The sequence below is a fragment of the Xanthomonas sp. NCPPB 1062 genome, assembly GCF_041481705.2.
GTDB lineage: Bacteria > Pseudomonadota > Gammaproteobacteria > Xanthomonadales > Xanthomonadaceae > Xanthomonas > Xanthomonas euvesicatoria.
This window is the reverse complement of record NZ_CM192987.1, coordinates 4,884,440-4,905,985: the sequence shown is the minus strand read 5'-3', so window position 1 is coordinate 4,905,985 and position 21,546 is coordinate 4,884,440. Positions and strand designations below refer to the sequence as shown.

Below are 21,546 nucleotides of genomic sequence, written 5' to 3'. Positions count from 1 at the left end.
GCAGGGCAGAGCAACGCCGTCGATCGCGCGAGCGGAGCAACGGCGTTGATTGATTCGAAAGTCGCCTGAAAATTTTTTAGGCACCTGGCGGCCGTTCGCGCGGCGGGAAATGCAGCACCACGCTCTGCGAGCCATCGTCCTGGCGCTGCCACAGCACCGGCACCTGACGCGGCGGTGGCGGTTCCAGCATCGCGTGCTCAGGGTTGCTCACCTCCCAGGCGGCGTCTTCGTCCTCGTCTTCCCAGCTGTAGCGCGGCTTGGCCTGTTGCGGGTCGCGCAGGCGCAGCAGCAGGGCGGCGATCAGGCCGGCCACCGCACCGCCCAGATGCGATTGCCAGGACACGCCGGCTTCGTGCGGCAGGATGGTCATCAGCATGCCGCCGTAGAACAGGAAGGCGATCATGCTGGTGGCGATCGCGGGGCGGTCGCGGCGCAGCAGGCCCAGCACGAACACCAGGAACATCAGCCCGTGGGTCACGCCGCTGGCGCCCAGATGCCGGCTGCCGGGTTCGCCCAGCAGCCATGCGCCCAGGCCCGAGCCCAGCCACAACAGCGGCAGCGCCATGACGGTGGCACGTGGATACACGCTGCCGGCCAGCGTGCCCAGGATCAGCAGCGCCGCGGCGTTGGCGCCCAGGTGGGCCAGCGAACCATGCAGCAGCGGTGCGGTGAGGATGCCGCGCAGGCCGTCGGCCTGCAGCGGTGCCACCGCCCAGGCGCGCCAGTCGAACATGCCCTGGGCGGTGAACACCGCCACCAGCAGCAGCACGGCGGCAAGGCTCACATTGAAGGCGCGCAAGACCCGGGAACGATCCAGGCGAGCTTGGGCGGTGGTGTCGGCGGCGGCAACAGGATGCGGTGTCATACCTTCACGGATGGCGTCGCGCGGGTTTTTTTACAAGCCTCTCAAACTCGGGATAAGCAGGCCCGGCGGCGGGATAATCCAATCCCGCCGCCGAATCCTGGCGTCGTCTGCCGCGCATGACGCAAGTGGATGAGGCGCGGCACCGCACGTGCCGCGCCATCCGCCATCTGCAAAGTCCACTTCCGGCCGATCTGCAGCTTGGCTGCAAGGACCTGGCGAGATGGTCGGTGCGCATGGTTGCCAGCAGTGCAGGCTGCGCCACGATTCCCGATTCCCGATTCCCGAACCACCAATCCCGGCCCCTCAGTGCCCGGCCGGCCTGGGCGGGCGCAGCAGGCTCAGCACGATGGTCGCCACCAGGATCGCAACCACCACGCCCAGCGACACCAGCACCGGGATCTTGTACAGATCGATGATCATCATCTTGATGCCGATGAACACCAGGATCACCGCCAGGCCGTAGGGCAGCAGGTGGAAGCGGTCGGCCATGCCGGCCAGCAGGAAGAACATCGCGCGCAGGCCCAGCACCGCGAACACGTTGGAGGTGAGCACGATGAACGGGTCGGTGGTGATCGCGAAGATCGCCGGGATGCTGTCCACCGCGAAGATCACATCGATCACCGCGATCAAAATCAGCACCACGAACAGCGGCGTAAACCAGCGCTTGCCGTCCTTGATCACGCTGAGCAGGTTGCCGTGGTACTGCGGGCTCAGGCGCAGGTGCCCGCGCATCCAGCGCAGCACCGGGTTGGCTTCCAGATCCGGCTCCTTGCCGGCGGAGAACCACATCTTGATGCCGGTCAGCAGCAGGAACGCACCGAACACGTAGAGCAGCCAATGGAACTTGGCCAGCAGCATCGAGCCGGCAAAGATCATGATCGCGCGCAGCACGATCGCGCCCAGCACGCCGATGATCAGCACGCGCTGGCGCTGTTCTTCGGGCACGCCGAAGTAGGTCATCACCATCAGGAAGACGAAGATGTTGTCGACCGCCAGGGATTTTTCCACCAGGTAGCCGGTGAGGAACTGCAGCCCGATCTGGTCGGCCTGGGCGTCGCCGACGCTGCCTTGCAGGTACCACCACAGCCCGGCATTGAAGGCCAGCGCCAGCAGCACCCAACCGATGCTCCACCAGGTGGCCTCCTTGAAGGTGACCTTGTGGGCGCCGCCGTGGCGCATCAGCACCAGATCGATCAGCAGCGCGGCGATCACCACCACCGCGAAGCCACCCCATAACCAGACGTTGCCAATGGTTTGCATAAGAATCCCGAAAAAAGTGAAAGCGGCCTGGACAGCCGGCGGGCTGAGGCCTTGTGACACGGAAATCGTGGATTCCGGGTGACGGACCTTCGCCTGCGCGGCGAAGGTCTCGCTCGCAACCGGCCGGGCCGGTTGCCGTTGCACCGGAGCGCTGCACATGGCGGGCTCGTAATGACGGCGACAACGCTGGGAGCTACTCCCCTTCTGCGCCCGATTCTGCGTGCCCGGCGCAGGCACGTCAATCCAGCCGGATACAATGGGCCGATGAATATTCCAGTCCCCGTCGTCCGTCTCAAGAATGCCTGGCGCTCCAGCCACCCGTGGATCTTCCAGAAGCTGGTGGAAAAGCCCGCCGCCAAGCCCAAGCCCGGCACCATCGTCGATGTGGTCGGCGTGGATGGGGAATGGATTGGCCGCGGCTTCTACAACGGCCATTCGCGCATTGCCGTGCGCATCCTGGAAACCGACCAGTCGGTGCCGGTGGATGCGGGCTGGTTCTCGCGCAAGATCGCCGCGGCAGTGAGCCTGCGCCGCGACTGGCTCAAGCTCGATGGCGTGTCCGACGCCTGGCGCGTGGTGCACAGCGAAGGCGACGGCCTGTCCGGCCTGGTGGTGGACCGCTACGGCGACCTGGTGGTGGTGGAGTTCTTCGCCGCCGGCATGTTCCGTCATCGCGAATGGATCTACGAGGCGCTGCGCGAACAGTTCCCTGGCTGCCGCTTCCACAGCTTTGCCGACGAACATGTGCAAAAGCAGGAAAGCTTCGATTTCCACAGCAACACCACCACCGAAGCGGCGGTGATCACCGAGCACGGCATCAAGTTCCGCGCCGACCCGGCCGGTGCGCACAAGACCGGTTTTTTCGCCGACCAGCGCGACAACCGCCAGTGGCTGAGCGAGCAGGTCGAAGGCAAGAGCGTGCTGGACCTGTGCTGCAACACCGGCGGCTTTGCGGTGTATGCGGCCGCCCGCGGTGCGGCCGAAGTGCTGGGCGTGGACATCGACGAAGACGTGATTGCCATTGCCAAGGGCAACGCCAAGCTCAATAACGTGCGGCCCAAGTTCGTGCAGGCCGACATCTTTCCGTGGCTGCGCGATGCGGCCAACCGCGGCGAGCAGTTCGATGTGGTGATCCTGGATCCGGCCAAGATGACCCGCGACCGCGATCAGGTGATTCCGGCGCTGAAGAAATACCTGGACATGAACAAGCTGGCCTTGGGCGTGGTCAAGCCGGGCGGCCTGTTCGCCACCTTCTCGTGCACCGGTCTGGTGGCCGAGCAGGAGTTCCTGGACATGCTGCGGCGCGCCTCATATTTCTCCGGGCGCACCATCCAGATCCTGAAAGTGGCCGGGGCCGGTCCCGATCATCCGTTCATGGCGCACGTGCAGGAATCGCGCTATCTGAAGGCGGTGTTCTGCCGGGTGATGTAGCAGCGCGTTGCGGCGAAAGACGCCCGCTGCCGTGTGGCAGGCAGCGTCTTTCGCGGCGCGATGCCATCGTCGGCCAGCAGTAGGTCAACGCAGACATGCAACCAGGAGCCGGCAGCCGATGACCTCCAGCGACGAAGACGAACGCAAGGCCCTGCGCCGCTTGCTGCGGCAGATCGAGCGGCCCAATGCCAGCCTGCTGGCCAGCAACTGGCCGGTGTTCGGCGTCTGGCTGCTGTTTTCCGGGGCTTTCATGTATCTGTTCCAGACCGGCGACGGTTCGCCGCTGCACCCGTTGCTGCTGGCGCTGGGCTCGACCTGTCTGGGCGTGTTCGGTGCGTGGATCGTGTTCCGTTCGGTGTGGGCGCGGCAGTGGCCGCATGTGCGCGAACACATCGATGTGGACAGCGTGCGCGCGCGTCTGGCAGAACTGGACGACTGAGCGATATAGCGCGCGAGGCGGTTTGCGCGCGCTGCCAGGCAGATCAAACCGATCTGCAACGACGAGCGGCCGCCCGCGCCGTGGTTGCCGGCATGGCGGCGTCGCTCGACAGCATCGCGCGTGCGCACGCCATCGGCATCGCCGCAGAACTGCGCTTGCATCGCGCGTATCGCACGCCACGCCGTGCGGATCGACCGCAGCGCTGCAGCGTCCCACGTGTGGCCGCAGTGCGTGTAGCCAGCCGCTATGATCGGCTCACCCCCACTGCCTGTGAGATCGCATGCACCTGCGTTCGCTTTGCCTGTCTGCCCCGTTGTTGCTGGCCGCTGCGCTGCCCGCACATGCGCTGGAGTTTTCCAAGGCCGAACTGGCGCGCGCGACTGCCCTGCAGAAACGCCTGGTCACGCTGGATTCGCATCTGGATACGCCGGCCAATCTGGAACGCGCCGACTTCGACGTCTTGCAGGCGCATGCCGGCAACCGCCTGTCCCAGGTGGATTACCCGCGCATGGTCGAAGGCGCGCTGGATGGTGGGTTCTGGGCGGTCTACACCGGGCAGGGCGATCGCAGTGCGGCCGCGCACCTGGACGATCGCGATGCCGGTCTGCAGCGCCTGCTGAAGATCCACACATTGGTGGCCGCGCAACCGCAGCGTTTTGCACTGGCCACCACGCCGGCCGACGCCGCGCGCATCAAGGCCGCCGGCAAGCGCGTGGTGTACATCAGCATGGAAAACGCCAGCCCGCTGGTAGCCGACCCCACCTTGCTGCGCTTCTATTACGCGCAGGGGCTGCGCTTGATGAGCACCGTGCACTTTCTCAACAACGAGTTCGCCGACTCGGCCACCGACCCCAAGGGCGCGGAGTGGAACGGCCTGAGCCCGGCCGGCAAACAGCTGGTGCAACAGGCGCAGGCGTTGGGCATCGTGATCGATCAATCGCATGCCTCCGATGCGGTGTTCGACCAGTTGATCGCGCTGTCGCCGGTGCCGATCGTGCTCTCGCACAGCGGTGCGCGCGCGGTCTACAACCACCCGCGCAATATCGACGATGCGCGCCTGAAGGTGCTGGCCGCGCATGGCGGGGTGATCCAGGTCAATTCCTACGGCGGCTACCTGGTGGACAGCGGCGCCAGCCCCGAGCGCAAGGCCGCCGAGAAGGCGCTCACCGACCAATACGGCGGCTGGGAGCACGTCAAGATCGCCGACGGTACCAAGCTCAGCGCCGCGCTGAAGGAGCTGGATGCGCGCTACCCGATCAAGCGCGCCACCGAAGAAGACTTCTTCGCGCATCTTGAGCACTTATTGGCAGTGGTCGGGCCCGAGCACGTGGGCATCGGCATGGATTGGGACGGCGGTGGCGGGGTGGTGGGCCTGGAAGATGTCTCCGACCTGCCGCGCATCACCGCGTGGCTGTTGCGCAAGGGCTACACCGAGCAGCAGATCGCCGGCATCTGGGGCGGCAACCTGTTGCGGGTGATGGGCCAGGCGCAGGCGTATGCGGCCGGGAAACGGGAATCGGGAGTGGGGAGGTAGTGCTGGGGGACCAGGGATTCGGGATTCGGGAATCGGGATTCGCAAAGCCGAGGCGGTGTGTCGTGTGGGGCTGGGTGCTGGCCGCCGGCTTGGTTGTGAGTGCAGGGCTGGGGTAGAGGCGCGTTGCTGCCGCGGGCTTCTTCGCCGGATGGGCTGGTTGGGGCGCGCGCGGAGTGCGCCGGCGCTAGGTGTCAGCCAAGCGGTTGGGTGGCGGGGCGCCGTCGCTGCATCGGGGCGGCCAGCCCTGCACCAACAGCATGGTGGCTGTTGCGTTCCGAGCCCGGCACACGCCGGGAGCGGTTGCAGTTGATTTGGGCATTTGCACGAAAATTTGCGCGTGCCAGCCGGCAGACAGGCAACACCCTGACGATGATTCCGGGAAAACGCTCAATCTAGAATGCGTCGACCACCTGCCTGGTGTCGGTGCTGCCGCACTGCGCACCGGCTGGCCTTCCGACTGCTGGAGCGTGCGATGACCCAAGCCACCCGGCCCCTGCCGCCCTCCGATGACATGGGTCCGACCTACCGCAAGATCCTGTGGCGGCTGATCCCGTTCCTGTTCGTCTGCTACCTGTTCAATTACCTGGACCGGGTCAACGTGGGCTTTGCCAAGCTGCAGATGCTGGGCGACCTGGGCATGAGCGAGACCGTGTACGGGCTGGGCGCGGGCATTTTCTTCATCGGTTACCTGGCCTGCGGGGTGCCGAGCAATCTGATCCTGCAGCGCATCGGTGCCCGGCGCTGGGTGGCGATCATGATGGTCAGCTGGGGCCTGCTCTCCACCTGCCTGCTGTTCGTGCGCACCCCGGCCGGGTTCTACACCCTGCGCCTGCTCACCGGTGCGGCCGAGGCGGGCTTCTTTCCCGGCATCGTGCTGTACCTGACCCGCTGGTTCCCGCGTGCCCGGCATGGCCGGGTCATGACCGTGTTCATGTCGGCGATCCCGATCTCCGGGGTGCTGGGCGGGCCGTTGTCCGGCTGGATCCTGGATCACTTCTCGGCCGGGCAGGGCGGCCTGGCCGGCTGGCAATGGATGTTCCTGTTGCAGGGCCTGCCGACCGTGTTGCTGGGCATCGGGGTGTGGTTCCTGCTCAGCGACGGCGTGCAACAGGCCAGCTGGCTCAACCCGCAGGAAAAACAGGCCTTGGCACGCGTGCTGGCCGAGGACGAAGCAGGCAAGCCGGCCGGCGCGTCCACCTCGCTGGGCGCAGTGCTGCGCAATCCGGCGGTGTGGCTGCTGGGCACGGTGTACTTCTGCATCCAGAGCGGGGTGTATGCGATCAACTTCTGGCTGCCGTCGATCATCCAGGGCAGCGGTGTCACCGACCCGATCCGCATCGGTCTGATGAGCGCGATCCCGTACCTGGCCGCGGCGGTGTTCATGGTGCTGATGGGCCGTTCGGCCGACCGTCGCGGCGAGCGTCGCTGGCACTTGGTGATTCCGTTGCTGATGGGCGCGGCCGGCCTGTGCATCGCCGCCCGCGTCACCGACAACCTGGGCCTGGCGGTGTTCGGCATGACCCTGGCCACGATGGGGGCGGTCAGCGGCTTGCCGCTGTTCTGGCCGCTGACCAACGGCTTTCTCACCGCCGCCGCCGCCGCTGGTGGGCTGGCGCTGATCAACTCCACCGGCCAGGTCGCCGGCTTCGTCAGCCCGTACCTGGTGGGCTGGATCAAGGACACCACCCACAGCACCGAAGTGGCGCTGTACGTGCTGGCCGGCGCCATGGCGCTGGGCGCCGCGCTGGTGCTGCGGGTGCCGGCACGCGCGGTGAACCGGTGATGCGTCCGTCCCAGCGAGTGTGCCCATGAAGATCGTCATCGCCCCCGATTCGTACAAGGAAAGCCTGTCCGCGCTGGAGGTCGCCACCCAGATCGAGGCCGGTTTCCGCGAGGTGTTCCCCGACTGGCAGTACCGCAAGGTGCCGGTCGCCGATGGCGGCGAAGGCACGGTCGATGCGCTGGTGGCGGCCACCGGCGGGCGGGTGATCGACTGCACGGTCAGCGGCCCGCTCGGCACCCCGGTGCAGGCGTTCTTCGGCCTGACCGGCGACGGCCGTACCGCGGTGATCGAAATGGCCGCCGCCAGCGGCCTGGCCCTGGTGCCGCCGGCCGAGCGCGCGCCGCTGCGCACCAGTACCGCGGGCGTGGGCGAGTTGATCCTGGCCGCGCTGGATGCCGGCGCGCGGCGCTTCATCATCGGCATCGGCGGCAGCGCCACCAACGACGGCGGCGCCGGCCTGGCGCAGGCGCTGGGCGTGCGGCTGCTGGATGCGCAGGGCGAGTCGATCGGCCCCGGTGGCGGCGCGCTGGCGACGCTGGCGCGGATCGATACCCAGGACCTGGACCGGCGGCTGCAGGACTGCCAGTTCGAAGTGGCCTGCGATGTGGACAACCCGCTGATCGGCCCGACCGGCGCCTCGGCGGTATTCGGCCCGCAGAAGGGTGCCACCCCCAGCATGGTGCGCCAGCTCGACAGCAACCTGCAGCGCTACGCCGATGTGCTGCAACGCGACCTGGGACTGCGCCTGCACGACCTGCCCGGCGGCGGTGCGGCCGGCGGCCTGGGCGCGGCGCTGGTGGCCTACCTGGGTGCGCAGTTGCGGCCCGGGGTGGAGATCGTCGCGCAGGCGCTCGGGCTGGATGCCCTGGTCGCCCAGGCCGATCTGGTCATCACCGGCGAAGGCCGCCTGGACAGCCAGAGCCTGCACGGCAAGACCCCGGTGGGCGTGGCGCGGGTGGCGCAACGACACAGCAAGCCGGTGATCGCCATCGCCGGTTGCCTGGGCAACGGCGCCGCGCTGCTGCATGGGCACGGCATCGACGCGATGTTTGCGGTGGTGCATCGCGCCTGCACGGTGGAGCAGGCGCTGGCCGAAGCCGCCAGCAACGTGCGCATCGCCGCCCGCAATGTGGCCGCGGCGCTGCAGCTGGGCGGGGCATTGGCACAGGTCGGGTCGGGGCGCGAGCGGGGCTGACGGCAGTGCCCGGGTGGCTCGGAGGGGTGGGGCACCTGCGCTTGCGTTCGGGGCGGCCTCCTGGACAGGGTGCGCGCCCACTGCATGTGCGACCGATCCGCGCGAAGGCGGTCAGCGTTCTTCGCACCGATCCCGGGCATCGGCCGCAACTGCTCCCGTCACACACCTGCCGAACATCCGCGAAGCGAACATGCCACCGTGACCGCTCCTGATCGCGGCAACAGACCCCCGCCCATGCTCACGCTCGACCGCACCCTGGCGCAGTCCATTGTCGACCGCGCGATGACCATCATCGACGGCAACGTCAATGTGATGGACCACTCCGGCGTCATCATCGCCAGCGGCGAGCCGGCGCGGATCGGCCAGCTGCACGAAGGTGCGTTGCTGGTGCTGTCCCGGCAGGGCCGGGTGGAGATCGATGCCGCCCTGGCGCAGCAGCTGGATGCGGTGCGCCCCGGCGTCAACCTGCCGCTGATCGCCGAGGGCCGCATCGTCGGCTGCGTCGGGCTGACCGGCGACCCGCAGCGCATCGGGCAACAGGCCGAGCTGGTGCGCATGGCCGCCGAAGCGATGCTGGAACAGGCCGGGCTGCTGCGCCTGCTGGCACGCGACGCGCGCCTGCGCGAAGAGGTCACGCTGGGCCTGATCCGGCCCGAGGGCCCGACCCCGGCGCTGGCCGGCTGGGCCGAGCGGCTCGGGATCGCGCTGGACCTGCCGCGCGTGGCCGCGGTGATCGAAGTGGAAAGCGATAGCCTGGACCTGGACGCGATGCTGGTGGAACTGCAGCGCCTGCACACCCTGCTGTCCACGCCCGAGCGCGGCAACCTGATCGCCGCCACCGCGCTCAACGAGCTGGTGGTGCTCAAGCCGGCACTGGACCGGCGTGGCCACTGGGACGTGGAGGAGCAACGCCGTCGCGCGCACAGCCTGCTCGAGCGCATGCGCGCCAGCAGCCGGCTGCGCATCCGGCTGGCCCTGGGCCAGTATTTTCCGCAGGCCAACGGCCTGGCGTTGTCGCATCAGATCGCGCGCACCACCATGCGCATCGGCAAGGCGCGCACCCCGCATGCCGACGCCTTCTTCTACGACGATTACCGCCTGCCGGTGCTGGTGGACGACCTGCGCCAGGCCTGGCAGGCCGAGGAATTGCGCAAGCCGCTGCAGGCACTGCTGGCGCAGGACCGTCGCAGTCAGTTGCTGAAGACCTTGTCGGTCTGGTTCGGCGCCGGCATGCGCATGGCCCCCACCGCCAAGGCGCTGGGCATTCATCGCAACACCCTGGATTACCGCATGCAGCGCATCCAGGAACTGTGCGCGGTGGACCTGGGCAATACCGACGACTGCATGCGCCTGTACCTGGCGCTGCAGATGCGCCACGACAGCGCCGCAACCACGCCGAACACCGACGCGCACGCCCCCGACTGAGCGAGGCCACAACCGCCGCAACGCTGCCCTGTGCAGTGGCGCACGGAACGCCGCCTTGGCTGGTATGCGCAGTCCGCTAGACTGCGCGGATTGCCCGGCCGCGAGCGCTCCGTTGAACCAGTGCGATACCGTCGTGTCATCTGCGTCTAGCGAGGCCCAGCGCCTGGCACGTCTGGCGTTGTTGCAGGTGGTCGACACCGCCGCCGAGCCGTTTTTCGACGCGCTGGCCGCTGCCGCGCAGGCGATCGCCGGTACCCCCATCGCACTGGTCTCGCTGGTGGACGAACATCGGCAGTGGTGGAAGGCCAACATCGGCCTGCCGGGGGTTTCGGAAACCCCACGCGAGCTGGCGTTCTGCGCCTACACCATCCAGGGCGATGCGGTGATGGAAGTGCGCGATGCGCCGGCCGACCCACGCTTCCACGACAACGCCCTGGTCACCGATGCGCCCGGTATCCGTTATTACGCCGGCGCCCCCATCGTGCTGCCGGATGGTTTACGCATGGGCACGGTGTGCGTGATCGACCAGCGCCCGCGCGCGCTGGAGCCGGCGCAGTTGCAGGCCTTGCAGCAACTGGCCAGGGTGGCCGCCGAAGGCCTGGAGCAACGCCGCGTGATGCTCGAGCGCGAGGCGGCCAATGCCCAGCTGCAGCAGCGGCTGCGCGAGAGCGAAGCGTTTCTGGAGCGCACCGGCCGGGTGGCCGGGGTCGGCGGGTGGGAGGTGGACGTGGCCAGCGGCACGCTGATCTGGTCGGACCAGACCTGCCGCCTGCACGATGTTCCGCTCGGTTACCGGCCCAGCCTGACCGAGGCGATCGGCTTCTATCCGCTGGAAGCGCGCGCGGTCATTACCGAAGCGGTCGAAGCCTGCGTGCGGGACGGCACGTCCTGGGATCTGGAGCTGCCGCTGACCAGCGCCACCGGGCGGCGGCTATGGGTGCACAGCACCGGATCGGTGGAACACGTGGATGGGCGCATGCGCCTGATCGGTGCGGTCCAGGACGTGACCGACCGGCACCAGGCGGTGGACGCGCTGGCCGCCAGCGAGCGCAAGTTCCGCAAGATGTTCCAGTACAGCCTGGGCCTGATCTGCACCCACGACATGCATGGCCGGCTGGTCAGCATCAACCCGGCCGCCGCACGCTCGCTCGGCCGCAGCGTCGAGCAGATGGAAGGCCGCTCGCTGGTGGAATTCGTGCGCCCCGAGCGCCACGCCGCCTTGCGCGGGTACCTCTCGCGGATGGTGCTCGATGGCCAGGATTCGGGAGTGATCGAACTGGTGGCCGGCGACGGCAGCCTGCGCCATTGGCAGTACCACAACGTGCTGGACGTGGAATCCGACGCCACGGTGGTGCTGGCGCATGCCCAGGACATCACCAACCAGTACCGGCAGGAGAAGCAGCTGCTGGAATGGTCGTTCACCGACCCGCTGACCAACTGCTACAACCGCCGCTTCCTGGACGAACTGGACAAGCGCGACCCCAGCGTGCGCTGGGGCTGCATCGTGGTGGACCTGGACAAGTTCAAACTGGTCAACGATACCCATGGCCATCAACGCGGCGACGAGGTGTTGGTGCAGATGGCATGGTTCCTCAACCAGCCGCTGCGCACCCAGGACCGCCTGGTACGCCTGGGCGGCGACGAATTCCTGGTGTTGCTGCACCAGGCCACCCAGGCACAGCTGGATGCGTTGACGCGCGACTACATGGGGGCCATCGAGGACGCGCCGATCCGCTTCACCCTCGGCACCGCCCTGCGCCAGGACGGCGAAGCGCTGGCGGCGGTGGTCGATCGCGCCGACCACTCGCTGTACTCGCTGCGCCGCGCCCGCCGCGGCACCGGCACCAGCGACCAGCGCTGAGCCTGCGCACACCCGGAAGCTGCACCGGACCCATGTGACCGGCTGCGGGGAAGCGTGCCGATGAATACGCGATCGCCTATCATGTAAACGTTTACAACTACATGGATTGGAATGGATACCTTCGATCGCACCCAGCTCAGCCCCAAGTGGCAATTCCGCTTCGCCTTCTTCGACCGTCACGGCGGTCCCAGGGACCCTGCCTACAAAGAGGCGCTCAAGACCCTGCCGTTCGGGGAGAAGCTCAAGGTGGGCATGAACTTCTACGCGTTGTTCTTCGGCTTCATCTATTTCTTCATCCTGGGCCTGTGGCGCAAGGCGCTGGGCCTGATCGGCGTCGGCCTGGTGGTCGGCATCGTAGCCTCGTTCCTGCCCGCATCGATCGGTAACGCGCTGAGCATTCCACTGGCCCTGCTGGCCGGCATGAGCGCCAACTACGCCTACTACCTAGACAAGGTGAAGGGCAGCACCAGCTTCAACCCGTTCGAAGGCATGCGCTGGTAAGCCACCGTCGGGCCGCGGACCCCCCCACCGACGCCCTGCCGCCAAGCCCGGTCCTGTGACCGGGCTTTTTTGTGGGCCAAGCGCGCCGACCTGAGGACAAACGTGTGGGCATCCTTTGCATGCCAGATGGCAGAGGATCGCGGGAGAAGCACATCCAATCCTCGCCGTACGCGACTCATGCCGCGCGGGCACAGACGCGATCGCAGCAACGCCAGGATTTGAGAATAGGCCTCGCTGCACGGCCATGCGTCCTGGGCAGCCTCCCGCGCACGCTGCGAGCGGGGTTGTCGGCGCAGAGCACCCTCCGATCCGGCAGCGCCACGGCTGGCGCAACGGCGTTTGGCCCTGGAAATGGGTGCAGGACCAACTGCCATCCGGGCAGCGTCGGAAGTCACAGCCGGGCTCATCCGTTAGCGAAGCTAGCAAGGCGTTTGGGTTCAGTACTCCAAACCATTGATCCAAAAGACGTCTCTACCTCGAAGACGCGCTTGAGACCGCCCGGATTGTTGCGTCGCGGCGTGGTGTGGGTGCTGCCGCATGCTTAATCTTTGCCAACAAATGACACACTGCCCTGCTAGGTTTAGATCGATCCAAGCGCGCCAATCGCCCGCAAGTGTTTGAAAAGACATTGTCTTTCCGTCGTACCATCACCCTCGACGAGACGCTTGAATGACCGCTTTCCGCCATTGCCGCCACACCCGCCTGTCGCAGGCGCTGCTGCTCGCATCACTGTCGCCCCTGGCTGGCCTGGCCCAGCAGACCCCCGCTCCGCAACAGCTGGACGCGGTCACCGTCACCGGCTCGCGCATCAAGCGCGTGCAGGCCGAAGGCCCGGCGCCGGTGCAGATCATCGGCGCCGACGAGATCCGCGCGCAGGGCTTCACCACCGTCTACGACATGCTCGGCACGCTCAACCAGGCCATCGGCACGGTGGAGGCGGACGTCAGCTGGGGCTCGCATACGCCCAATGCCAGCCCGCTCAACCTGCGCAACCTCGGCCCCAACCGCAGCCTGTTGCTGGTCAACGGCCGCCGCGTGGCCGATTACCCGTTGCCGTACAACGGCCAGAGCAACGTTTCCAACTACAGCAACATCCCGGCCGCGGCGGTGGACCGGGTGGAAGTGCTCACCGGCGGCGCCTCGGCCATCTACGGCTCGGACGCGATCGCCGGCGTGGTCAACGTGATCCTCAAGCAGAACTACAGCGGCGATCAGTTCCGCATGCGCGGCGGCACCTCCACCGAGGGCGGCCGCGACACCGCCGACGTGTCCTGGGCCGGCGGGCGCACCGGCGACCACTGGAGCGTGACCTACGCGCTGCAGTACACCAGCCGCGACCCGCTGTTCGGCCGCGATCGCCCGCAGATGGACGACGCCAGCGATGCGCCCTACAGCGCCTGGACCACCGAACAGCGGCGGGTGGGGTTTCGCCCCAGCAGCGGCATTGCGCTGATCGACAATGCCACCGGCACCCGCCAGGCGCCGCCGCCCGGTGCCTGCGATCAGTTCGGCGGCGAGTACTACCTGGCCGACCGGCTGCTCTACAACCGCAATACCGGTGTCACCACCAATACCGGCCAGCTGTGCGGGCTGAGCGCCGACTACGGCCAATGGCTGCTGCGCAGCGGCAGCAAGGACCTGTCCGGGTATCTGTACGGCACCTGGGAGTTCGGCAACGGCGTACAGGCCTGGACCAACCTGGCGGTGTTCGACTCCGAAGCGCAGTGGGGCACCTCGCCGCCCTATGTGCAACTGCCGGCCGGGCTGGACTATCCGGCCTTTTTCGATACCGCCAGCGGCCAGCAGCTGATCGGCGTGCGCCAGTTCACCGCCAGCGAGGTCGGCAGCCAGGCCGGCCTGCGCAACCGCAATCGCGAGCGCTCCTGGGACATCAGCGCCGGGCTGCGCGGCACCCTGGCCGACGGCCGCTTCGACTGGGAAGCCTCGCTGGGGCGCTCGTACTACCGGGTACAGGAGCGCATTTCCACGGTCGATTGGCAGCGCGCCAACGACTACTTCCTGGGCCCGCAGCAGGGCACGGTGGACGGGCTGCCGGCCTACACGCTGGACCGCGCGCGCTGGTGGACCCCGCTGACGCCAGGCCAGTACGCGCAGATCGGCGCGCATTCGGTCAACCGCGCCGCGTCCTGGGTCAACCAGGGAGCGCTCAGCCTGAGCGGTCGGCTGTTCGAGGGCTGGGCCGGACCGGTCGAATTCGCCGCGGTGCTGGAAGCGGCCCAGCAAGGGTATCGGCTCAATCCGGACCCGCGTGCCAATGTCGATTACGAAGTGCAGAACGTCGACCGCGGCGGCGGCGAGCGCACCCGCTACTCGGGCGGCCTGGAGTTCGGCGTGCCGTTGACCGCCACGCTCACCGCCACCCTGGCCGGCCGCTTTGATCGCTATGGCGACTACACCGCATTCAACGACGCCGCCGATCAGTTGGACATCGGCACCCAGAAGGAATCCACCTGGAGCGCCGGCCTGCAGTGGCGGCCGATCGACAGCCTGCTGCTGCGCGGCAGCTACGCCACCAGCTTCCGCGCCCCGGACATGCATTACCTGCTAGGACAACCCAGCTCGGCGCAGGTGCGCACGCTCGACCAGTACCGCTGCATCGCCAGCGGTGCCTACCAGATCAACAACTGCACCGGCGACAACACCGCGGTGACCTATCCCTTCGCGATCAATCGCCGCGGCACCCCGGATCTGGAGTCGGAACTGGGCAATTCCTGGACGGTGGGGTTTGTCTGGGATGCGTTCGAGAACCTGTCGTTGACCGCCGACTTCTGGCGCATCCATCTGGAAGAAGAGATCCGCGACATCGATGAAACCACCATCCTGCGCGACGAGGCCGGCTGCCGCACCGGGCTGACCATCACGCCTGGGCAGGCCTGGTCCAACCCGGGCGGCGCCGATTACTGCGCCTCGATCCTGGCGCGCGTGCAGCGCAATGCGGCCGGCGCCATCACCGCCATCGAGCGCGGGCCGATCAACCTGGCCCAGCGCGATGTCAGCGGCATCGACCTGTCGGCGCGCTACCAGCTCAAGACCGGTGTCGGCGATTTCCAGATGGGGCTCGACTACACCAACCTGCGCTCGATGCTCGAGCAGACCTACCGTACCGACCCCAACCCCGAGCGTCGCGACCGCGATATCCGCAGCAAGCTGCGCGGCAGCGTGAGCTGGCTGTACGGCAACTGGAATGCCACAGTCTATGGCGATCGCGTCGGCGCGGTGCCGGGCGTGCGTTCGCACTGGGGCCTGGACCGGCTGGACAACCCCGGCGGCTGCGTGCCGTTCGCCGATGGCGGCGTGCCCGACGACCGCGCCAACTGCACCGACACCGATCCGGCCAGCCCCACCTTCGGCCAGAGCACCCGCAAGTACTACGGCCGCATCGGCCCGGCCATCACCTGGAATGTCAATGTCGGCTACCGCATCACGCCGGCGATGAAGCTCAACCTGTACGTCAACAACGTTTTCAACAGCACCGGCTACAACCACAAGGATCCGTACAAACTCGATTACGAGTTCTATAACAGCCGCCTGTTCAGCCCGGTCGGGCGCGAGATCGCGGCAGAATACGTGTTCGATTTTTGAAGCGCGCAATCGGCGACGCGTGCGTCGGATATGGACAGGTGGTGTTTGCGGCATCGTCCGGGCACGCAAGATGCCTGTCGATTCGGGGCACGGCCAAAACGCACGACGATGCCGGCGCTTGGTGTCTCGTGTTGCGCGCACGTGTCGTGCGTCGGTCGCTGCGCATCGCAGCGGCGGGCACGCGCCTTCCACCTGCGGCTTTGGCCGCCCTCTCCCCCAAGGGGTTCTGCATGCTGTCAGTCGTACCGCCCAACCGTTCCACCGCGCGTGCTGCGCGCACGCCGTTCTGGCGCCGCGCCGCGGTCGGTCTGTGCCTGCTTGGCGTGGCCATGTCCGGCCCGCTGGCCGCGCAAGACCCGGCGCAGGTCAACACCTTCATCGGCAGCAAGGACGACGGCAATACCTATCCGGGCGCCTCGGCGCCATTCGGCCTGATCCAGGTCAGCCCGATCGGCGCGCACTACGCCGGCTGGCGCTATGACGACCCCAGCATTCGGGGCTTCGGCCATTCGTTCCTGTCCGGCGCCGGCTGCTGGGAGCAGGGCGGCCAGGTCTCGCTGCTGCCGGTCATCGGCCGCATCGGCCCCGGGGGCGACTTCGACACCAACGATGCCAAGGCCTTCGACCAGAAACGCTATGCCGCGCGCTACACGCACGATGGCGAAGTCGGCCAGGCCGGCTATTACAAGGTACGGCTCACCGATTACGGCGGCATCGACGCCGAAGCCAGCGCGCTGACCCGCGCCGCGACCGAGCGCTACACCTTCGCGCCGGGCGCCGACACCGGCCATGTGCTGGTCAACGTGGCGCAGGCCAACGACCGCCATGTGGTGATCGGCAGCCAGGTGCAGATCGTCGGCGACCGCGTGGTCGAGGGCAAACTGACCACGCAGAGTTTCTGCGGTGGCCACGAATACACCACCTGGTTCCGGCTGGAATTCGATCGCCCGTTCACCGCGCATGGCGTCTGGGGCGAAGAGGGCGGTGTGCCCGGCGCGCGTCACGGCATGGGCGGCGAACTCAAACCCAACGGCGCCTGGCTCAGCTTCCCGCTGGGCAAAGACAAGCGCGCGCGTGCGGTGACCGTGGTCAGCGCCATCTCGCATGTGGATGCGCAAGGCGCCCGCAGCAACCTGCGTGCCGATGGCATGCAGGGCGGCAAACTGCTCAGTCTTGAACAGATGCGCCAACGCGCGCAGCAGGGCTGGCGCAATGCGTTGGCCAGCATGCAAGTGGAAGGCGCCAGCAACGACGAGCGTTCCGTGGCCTATACCGCGCTGTATCACGCCTTGCTGCAGCCGCTGACCGGCAGCGATGCCGATGGCCGCTATCGCGGCTACGACGATGCGATCCATCGCGCCGATGGCTGGACCTACTACGAGTATTTTTCGCTGTGGGATACCTATCGCTCGCAAAACCAGCTGCTCGCCCTACTGCAGCCGACCCGCGCGCGCGACATCGGCCGCTCGTTGCTGGCGATCCAGCAGCAAGGCGGCTGGCTGCCGCGTTGGGGCTATGCCAACTTCGACACCAACATCATGACCGGCGACCCGGTCACCCCGTTCCTGGTGGATCTGTGGCGCTTCGGCGCGTTGCAGGGCAGCGAGGCGCAGGCGTATGCAGCGCTGCGCCAGAATGCCTTCGGCCAGCCGCCGATCAATTCGCGCCACGCCGGGCGCTCGGGCAATGCCAACTATCTGGCCAACGGCTTCGTGCAATACGACCGTGCGTTTCCCTCCAAGGGCATGGACGTGGACCCGCATCACGGTGGCTCGGCCACGCTGGAATACGCGCTGGCCGATTGCGCGCTCGCACAGATGGCGCAAGCGCTGGGCCACGGCGATGACAGCGCGCAGCTGCGCAAACGCGGCGGCAACTGGCACAACGTCTGGGATGCGGATGTGCGCGATACCGAGACCGGCTTTGCCGGCTTCCCGCGCCCGCGGCTGGAAGACGGCAGCTGGTATGCGCCATCCGACGATCGCTACAGCCCACGCTCCGAGCACGGCTTCCACGAAGGCACCGCCTGGCAATACCAGTGGCTTGTGCAGCAGGACATCCCCGGCATGCTGCAGGCCATGCATGGCCGCGAACACACCGGTAAACGCCTGGACGCTTTCTTCGCCTACGACGATCTACTGAAAGATCCGCTCACTGCCGCACGCACGCACTGGGTGGTCGGCCCGTACAGCTATTACAACCAGTACCGCTACAACCCCAACAACGAACCGGACCTGCACGCACCGTGGATGTACACGCTGATCGGGCAACCATGGAAGACCGCCACCGTGGTGCGCGCCGCGCAGCAGTTGTTCACCAATGCGCCCAACGGCGTCACCGGGAACGACGACCTTGGCACCATGTCGGCCTGGTATCTGTTCAGCGCGCTCGGCCTGTATCCGGCAGTGCCGGGTAGCGGGCAATTCCTGCTGCATGCGCCGCGTTTCAAGCGGGTCACGCTGAATCTGGGCAACGGCAAGCGCCTGCGCATCGACGCGCCCGGGGCCAACGGCCGCGCGCTGCAATACGTGGACAGCGTGCGTTGGAATGGAAAGCCGCAGCCGCAGGTGTTCCTGGATTGGGCGCAGCTGCAGCAGGGCGGCACGCTGTCGTTTGCGCTCACCCCGCAGGCGCCCACCCAAGGCTGGGGTACGCAAGCGGATGCATTGCCCACTTCATTCTGCGCCACACCTCAGGCGCAGTAACACCACGGCGGTTGAAGCCCTCTCCCTGCGGGGCGAAAAGGCACAGCTTGCGCGCTACTGGCGCGCGTGCCTTGGAGAGAGAAGGACGCTCAGCCCGCCTGATTCAACCGGCTATTGCGTCGCCCATATGCCAGGTACACCACCACGCCCAGCGCATTCCATAGCAGGAACCAGACCTGCGTCTTGCTCGGCAAACTCCAGAACAGGTACAGACAGCCGCCGATCGCCACCGGTCCCACCACCCACGCCAGCGGCGTGCGGAAGGCGCGCGCGCGGCCGGGCTCGCGCACGCGCAACACCAACAGGCAAGCCGCCACCGCGGTGAATGCGGCCAGCGTGCCGGCATTGGCCAACGCGGCAATTTCGTCCAGCCGGGCCACGCCCGCCAGTGCTGCCACCAGCACCGCGGTGAACAGCGTGATCGCCACCGGCGTGCCGGTGCGTGCATTGACCTTGGACAGGCCGCGCGGCAACAAGCCATCGCGCGACATCACGAAGAAGATGCGGCTCTGCCCGTACAAGAACGCCAGCAACACCGTCGGCAACGCAATGATCGCCACCGCACCGATCACCAGGGCCGCCTTGCCGTGGCCGAGTTCGCGCAGGATCAGCGCCAACGGCTCGGGGCTCTTGCCGAACACGGTAAAGCTCATCGCACCCACCGCCGCCAGCGCCACCAGCACATAGATCAAGGTGCAGCCGATCATCGAACCGACGATGCCGATCGACAGATCGCGTCCGGGGTTCTTGGTTTCTTCGGCGGCGGTGGAAATCGCATCGAAGCCATAGAACGCGAAGAAGATGATGGCCGCCGCTGCCATCACGCCGCGCTCCACGCCATCGGGACCCATTGCCTTGGAGAAGCCATACGGCATGAACGGCTGCAGGTTGGCGCTGTTGAAGGCCGGCAGCGCAATGGCCACGAACACGCCCAGCGCGATGATCTTGAACACCACCAGCACGGCATTGAGCGTGGCGCTTTCCTTGGTACCGGCCATCAACAGGCCAGCCACCAGGAAGGTGATCACCACCGCCGGCAGGTTCACGATGCCGCCGGCATGCGGCCCGGCAATGAGTTCATGCGGCAAGCCCACTCCCAGCCATTGCAGGAACCCGACGAAATAGCCCGACCAGCCGACCGCCACGGTGCTGACCACCAGCGAGTATTCCAGTACCAGGCTCCAGCCCACCACCCAGGCAATGCTCTCGCCCAGCGCGGTGTAGCTGTAGGTATACGCACTGCCGGCAGCCGGCATCATCGTGGCCATCTCCGCATACGCCAGCGCCGCGCAGGCGCAGACGATGCCAGCCGCCACGAACGACAGCAGCACCGCGGGGCCGGCCTTGTCGGCGCCCACGCCAATCAGCGTGTAGATACCGGTACCGACGATGGCGCCGATGCCCAGCGCGATCAGATGCGGCCAGCTCAGGCTGCGGACCAGTTGCCGGCCAGTCTCGTGCACGGTGACCTGATCGATGGATTTGCGCCTGAGCCAAGACGACATGCGGACCTCGCGGGAATCAAAAGAATGCGCGAGTGTCGCCCAACGCAGCGCAGCAAAGCTATCGGTCCAAGGTCATGCGGTGGCTATGCCCGGGCAAGGCGGGCACGCGATGGCATCAACTCATGCGCGGCGCATCGTGCCTATCCTTGGCCAAGCACCACCATCCATCACGGCGTGCGCGATCGACGGCACGCGTTCGCCCACCACACTGCCGCTCACTCAATCGAGGCGCGATGCGGCGGGCGCGCGTTGCGATAGATCAGCTGCACCGCCCAGGCACCGGCAAGCCCGACCACACCGGCAGCGAAGTGGCTCCAGTCCAGCACCCGCGGCGCCGCGCCATTGGCTTCATGGCCCCACAGGTTGAACCACAGCAGCACCACCGCGGTGATGCCCATGCCCATCCAGAACCACAGCCGGGTTCCGCCGATCACATAGATCAGAAACGGCAACGCCGCTCCGATCAGAAAATGCACCGGAAAAAAATACGCCGTGCCGTAGGGGCGCATCAGGTACCAGACGATCGCTGCGAACGTGCCCAGAAAAACGAACAGGCCAAGGGCCAGCAGGCGGGTTTGGTTGGTGGCAGTGGTCATCGGCAAGTCTCGCAAAAGCAGACCCTCACCCTACCCATGCCCAGGTCAATGCAGTGCGAGTGTGCTGCATGCATCGCTTCGGCGGTCTGGTTCGCTTCGCACAAAGGTGACGTGCAGCATCACGGTGCCGTGCAGCCATGGCGCTGAAATCCGGCGCGTGTCTGCAAGTGTGCGTAATACGCCGCCACCGCAGGCAATGCCGCATGCGCGATGGGGCTGGCGACCCAGCGCTGTGTCGACACCCCCAGCACGATGTCGGCAAGCGTAAAGCATGCGCCCAGGACGAACGGACCGCCGCGCTGCAGCTGTGCATCGAGGATCGCCATGTGGCGGTTCCACTGCTCCACGCTCGCCGCAATCGCCTGCGCATCGGTATGCGCGGCGCTGCCACGCACGGCGGCCATGAATGCGTAGCGCCAGGCGGTATTGAGTTCGGTGGCCTGCCAATCCATCCATTGCTCGACCAATGCGCGCGCGGCGGGCGCGGCCGGCAGCAGATCATCGCGTTGGCTGCGCGCGGCCAGGTAGCGGCAGATCGTGTTCGATTCCCACAGCACCAGTTCACCCGCGCGGATGACCGGCACCAGCGCATTGGGGTTGAGTGCGCGAAATTCCGGCGTCTGCACCGACGCAAAACCGCTGCCATAGGCATGCAGCGTGTAGTCCAGCCCCAGCTCATCGCACAACCACAACACTTTGCGCACATTGATCGAGCTCGGCTTTCCGTAAATCTCCAGCATGTGTTCCTCGGTGACACGCGTAATGGCCGGCCGTTGGCGGTGGTGATCCGTGCTGCCTGCAACCCCGCACGCGCCTTGTGCAGCGCGTGCAGCCGAGTGCATC

The 21,546-nt window shown here is 67.0% G+C and carries 15 protein-coding genes; 10 read left to right on the top strand and 5 right to left on the bottom strand.

Features of this window, described 5'->3' with window-relative positions; genetic code table 11:
- Positions 1-76: 76 nt before the first annotated feature.
- The gene (locus tag ACCQ16_RS20930) at positions 77-865 is read right to left on the bottom strand and encodes a rhomboid family intramembrane serine protease (protein ID WP_057682038.1); all 789 of its coding nucleotides are present in this window, start codon (positions 863-865) and stop codon (positions 77-79) included.
- 303 nt (positions 866-1,168) lie between these two features.
- A complete protein-coding gene (locus ACCQ16_RS20925; RefSeq protein WP_011349210.1) occupies positions 1,169-2,125 on the bottom strand; it encodes a TerC family protein in 957 nt (318 codons plus the stop codon).
- Between the two features lie 264 nt (positions 2,126-2,389).
- Between ACCQ16_RS20925 and ACCQ16_RS20920 the strand changes: the two genes are divergently transcribed.
- The 10 genes from ACCQ16_RS20920 to ACCQ16_RS20875 all read left to right on the top strand — a co-directional run bounded on the left by ACCQ16_RS20920 (position 2,390) and on the right by ACCQ16_RS20875 (position 18,602).
- Positions 2,390-3,556 carry a class I SAM-dependent rRNA methyltransferase gene (locus tag ACCQ16_RS20920; RefSeq protein WP_008573115.1) on the top strand — a complete coding sequence of 389 codons (1,167 nt, stop codon included), beginning with the start codon at positions 2,390-2,392 and terminating at the stop codon, positions 3,554-3,556.
- A 118-nt stretch (positions 3,557-3,674) separates the two neighbouring features.
- Positions 3,675-3,995, top strand: a complete 321-nt coding sequence (locus tag ACCQ16_RS20915; RefSeq protein WP_003482258.1) for a hypothetical protein — start codon at positions 3,675-3,677, stop codon at positions 3,993-3,995.
- A gap of 280 nt (positions 3,996-4,275) precedes the next feature.
- Positions 4,276-5,529 (top strand): dipeptidase, encoded by a 1,254-nt coding sequence (locus tag ACCQ16_RS20910; protein ID WP_277573408.1) that lies wholly within the window; start codon positions 4,276-4,278, stop codon positions 5,527-5,529.
- A gap of 472 nt (positions 5,530-6,001) precedes the next feature.
- Positions 6,002-7,312 (top strand): MFS transporter, encoded by a 1,311-nt coding sequence (locus ACCQ16_RS20905; RefSeq protein WP_277573409.1) that lies wholly within the window; start codon positions 6,002-6,004, stop codon positions 7,310-7,312.
- Positions 7,313-7,337: 25 nt separating this feature from the next.
- Complete coding sequence (locus tag ACCQ16_RS20900; protein WP_031425264.1) at positions 7,338-8,507, top strand: glycerate kinase; 1,170 nt, start codon at positions 7,338-7,340, stop codon at positions 8,505-8,507.
- 234 nt (positions 8,508-8,741) lie between these two features.
- Complete coding sequence (locus ACCQ16_RS20895; protein WP_031425262.1) at positions 8,742-9,932, top strand: sugar diacid recognition domain-containing protein; 1,191 nt, start codon at positions 8,742-8,744, stop codon at positions 9,930-9,932.
- A gap of 112 nt (positions 9,933-10,044) precedes the next feature.
- Complete coding sequence (locus ACCQ16_RS20890; RefSeq protein WP_014091571.1) at positions 10,045-11,793, top strand: sensor domain-containing diguanylate cyclase; 1,749 nt, start codon at positions 10,045-10,047, stop codon at positions 11,791-11,793.
- A 111-nt stretch (positions 11,794-11,904) separates the two neighbouring features.
- Positions 11,905-12,294: a DUF2628 domain-containing protein gene (locus tag ACCQ16_RS20885; RefSeq protein WP_008573104.1), complete on the top strand. Its 390-nt coding sequence runs from the start codon at positions 11,905-11,907 to the stop codon at positions 12,292-12,294.
- A gap of 669 nt (positions 12,295-12,963) precedes the next feature.
- Positions 12,964-15,897, top strand: coding sequence for a TonB-dependent receptor domain-containing protein (locus tag ACCQ16_RS20880; RefSeq protein ID WP_277573410.1), 2,934 nt, complete (start codon positions 12,964-12,966; stop codon positions 15,895-15,897).
- Positions 15,898-16,127: 230 nt separating this feature from the next.
- Positions 16,128-18,602, top strand: a complete 2,475-nt coding sequence (locus ACCQ16_RS20875; RefSeq protein ID WP_277573411.1) for a GH92 family glycosyl hydrolase — start codon at positions 16,128-16,130, stop codon at positions 18,600-18,602.
- Positions 18,603-18,691: 89 nt separating this feature from the next.
- On the opposite strand, the gene ACCQ16_RS20870 is transcribed toward ACCQ16_RS20875, so the two are convergent.
- The 3 genes from ACCQ16_RS20870 to ACCQ16_RS20860 all read right to left on the bottom strand — a co-directional run bounded on the left by ACCQ16_RS20870 (position 18,692) and on the right by ACCQ16_RS20860 (position 21,443).
- Positions 18,692-20,107, bottom strand: coding sequence for an amino acid permease (locus ACCQ16_RS20870; protein WP_057682045.1), 1,416 nt, complete (start codon positions 20,105-20,107; stop codon positions 18,692-18,694).
- Between the two features lie 215 nt (positions 20,108-20,322).
- On the bottom strand, positions 20,323-20,703 hold the full coding sequence (locus ACCQ16_RS20865; RefSeq protein ID WP_277573412.1) for a hypothetical protein: 381 nt from the start codon (positions 20,701-20,703) through the stop codon (positions 20,323-20,325).
- A 119-nt stretch (positions 20,704-20,822) separates the two neighbouring features.
- Complete coding sequence (locus ACCQ16_RS20860; RefSeq protein WP_277573413.1) at positions 20,823-21,443, bottom strand: glutathione S-transferase family protein; 621 nt, start codon at positions 21,441-21,443, stop codon at positions 20,823-20,825.
- Positions 21,444-21,546 lie beyond the last annotated feature (103 nt).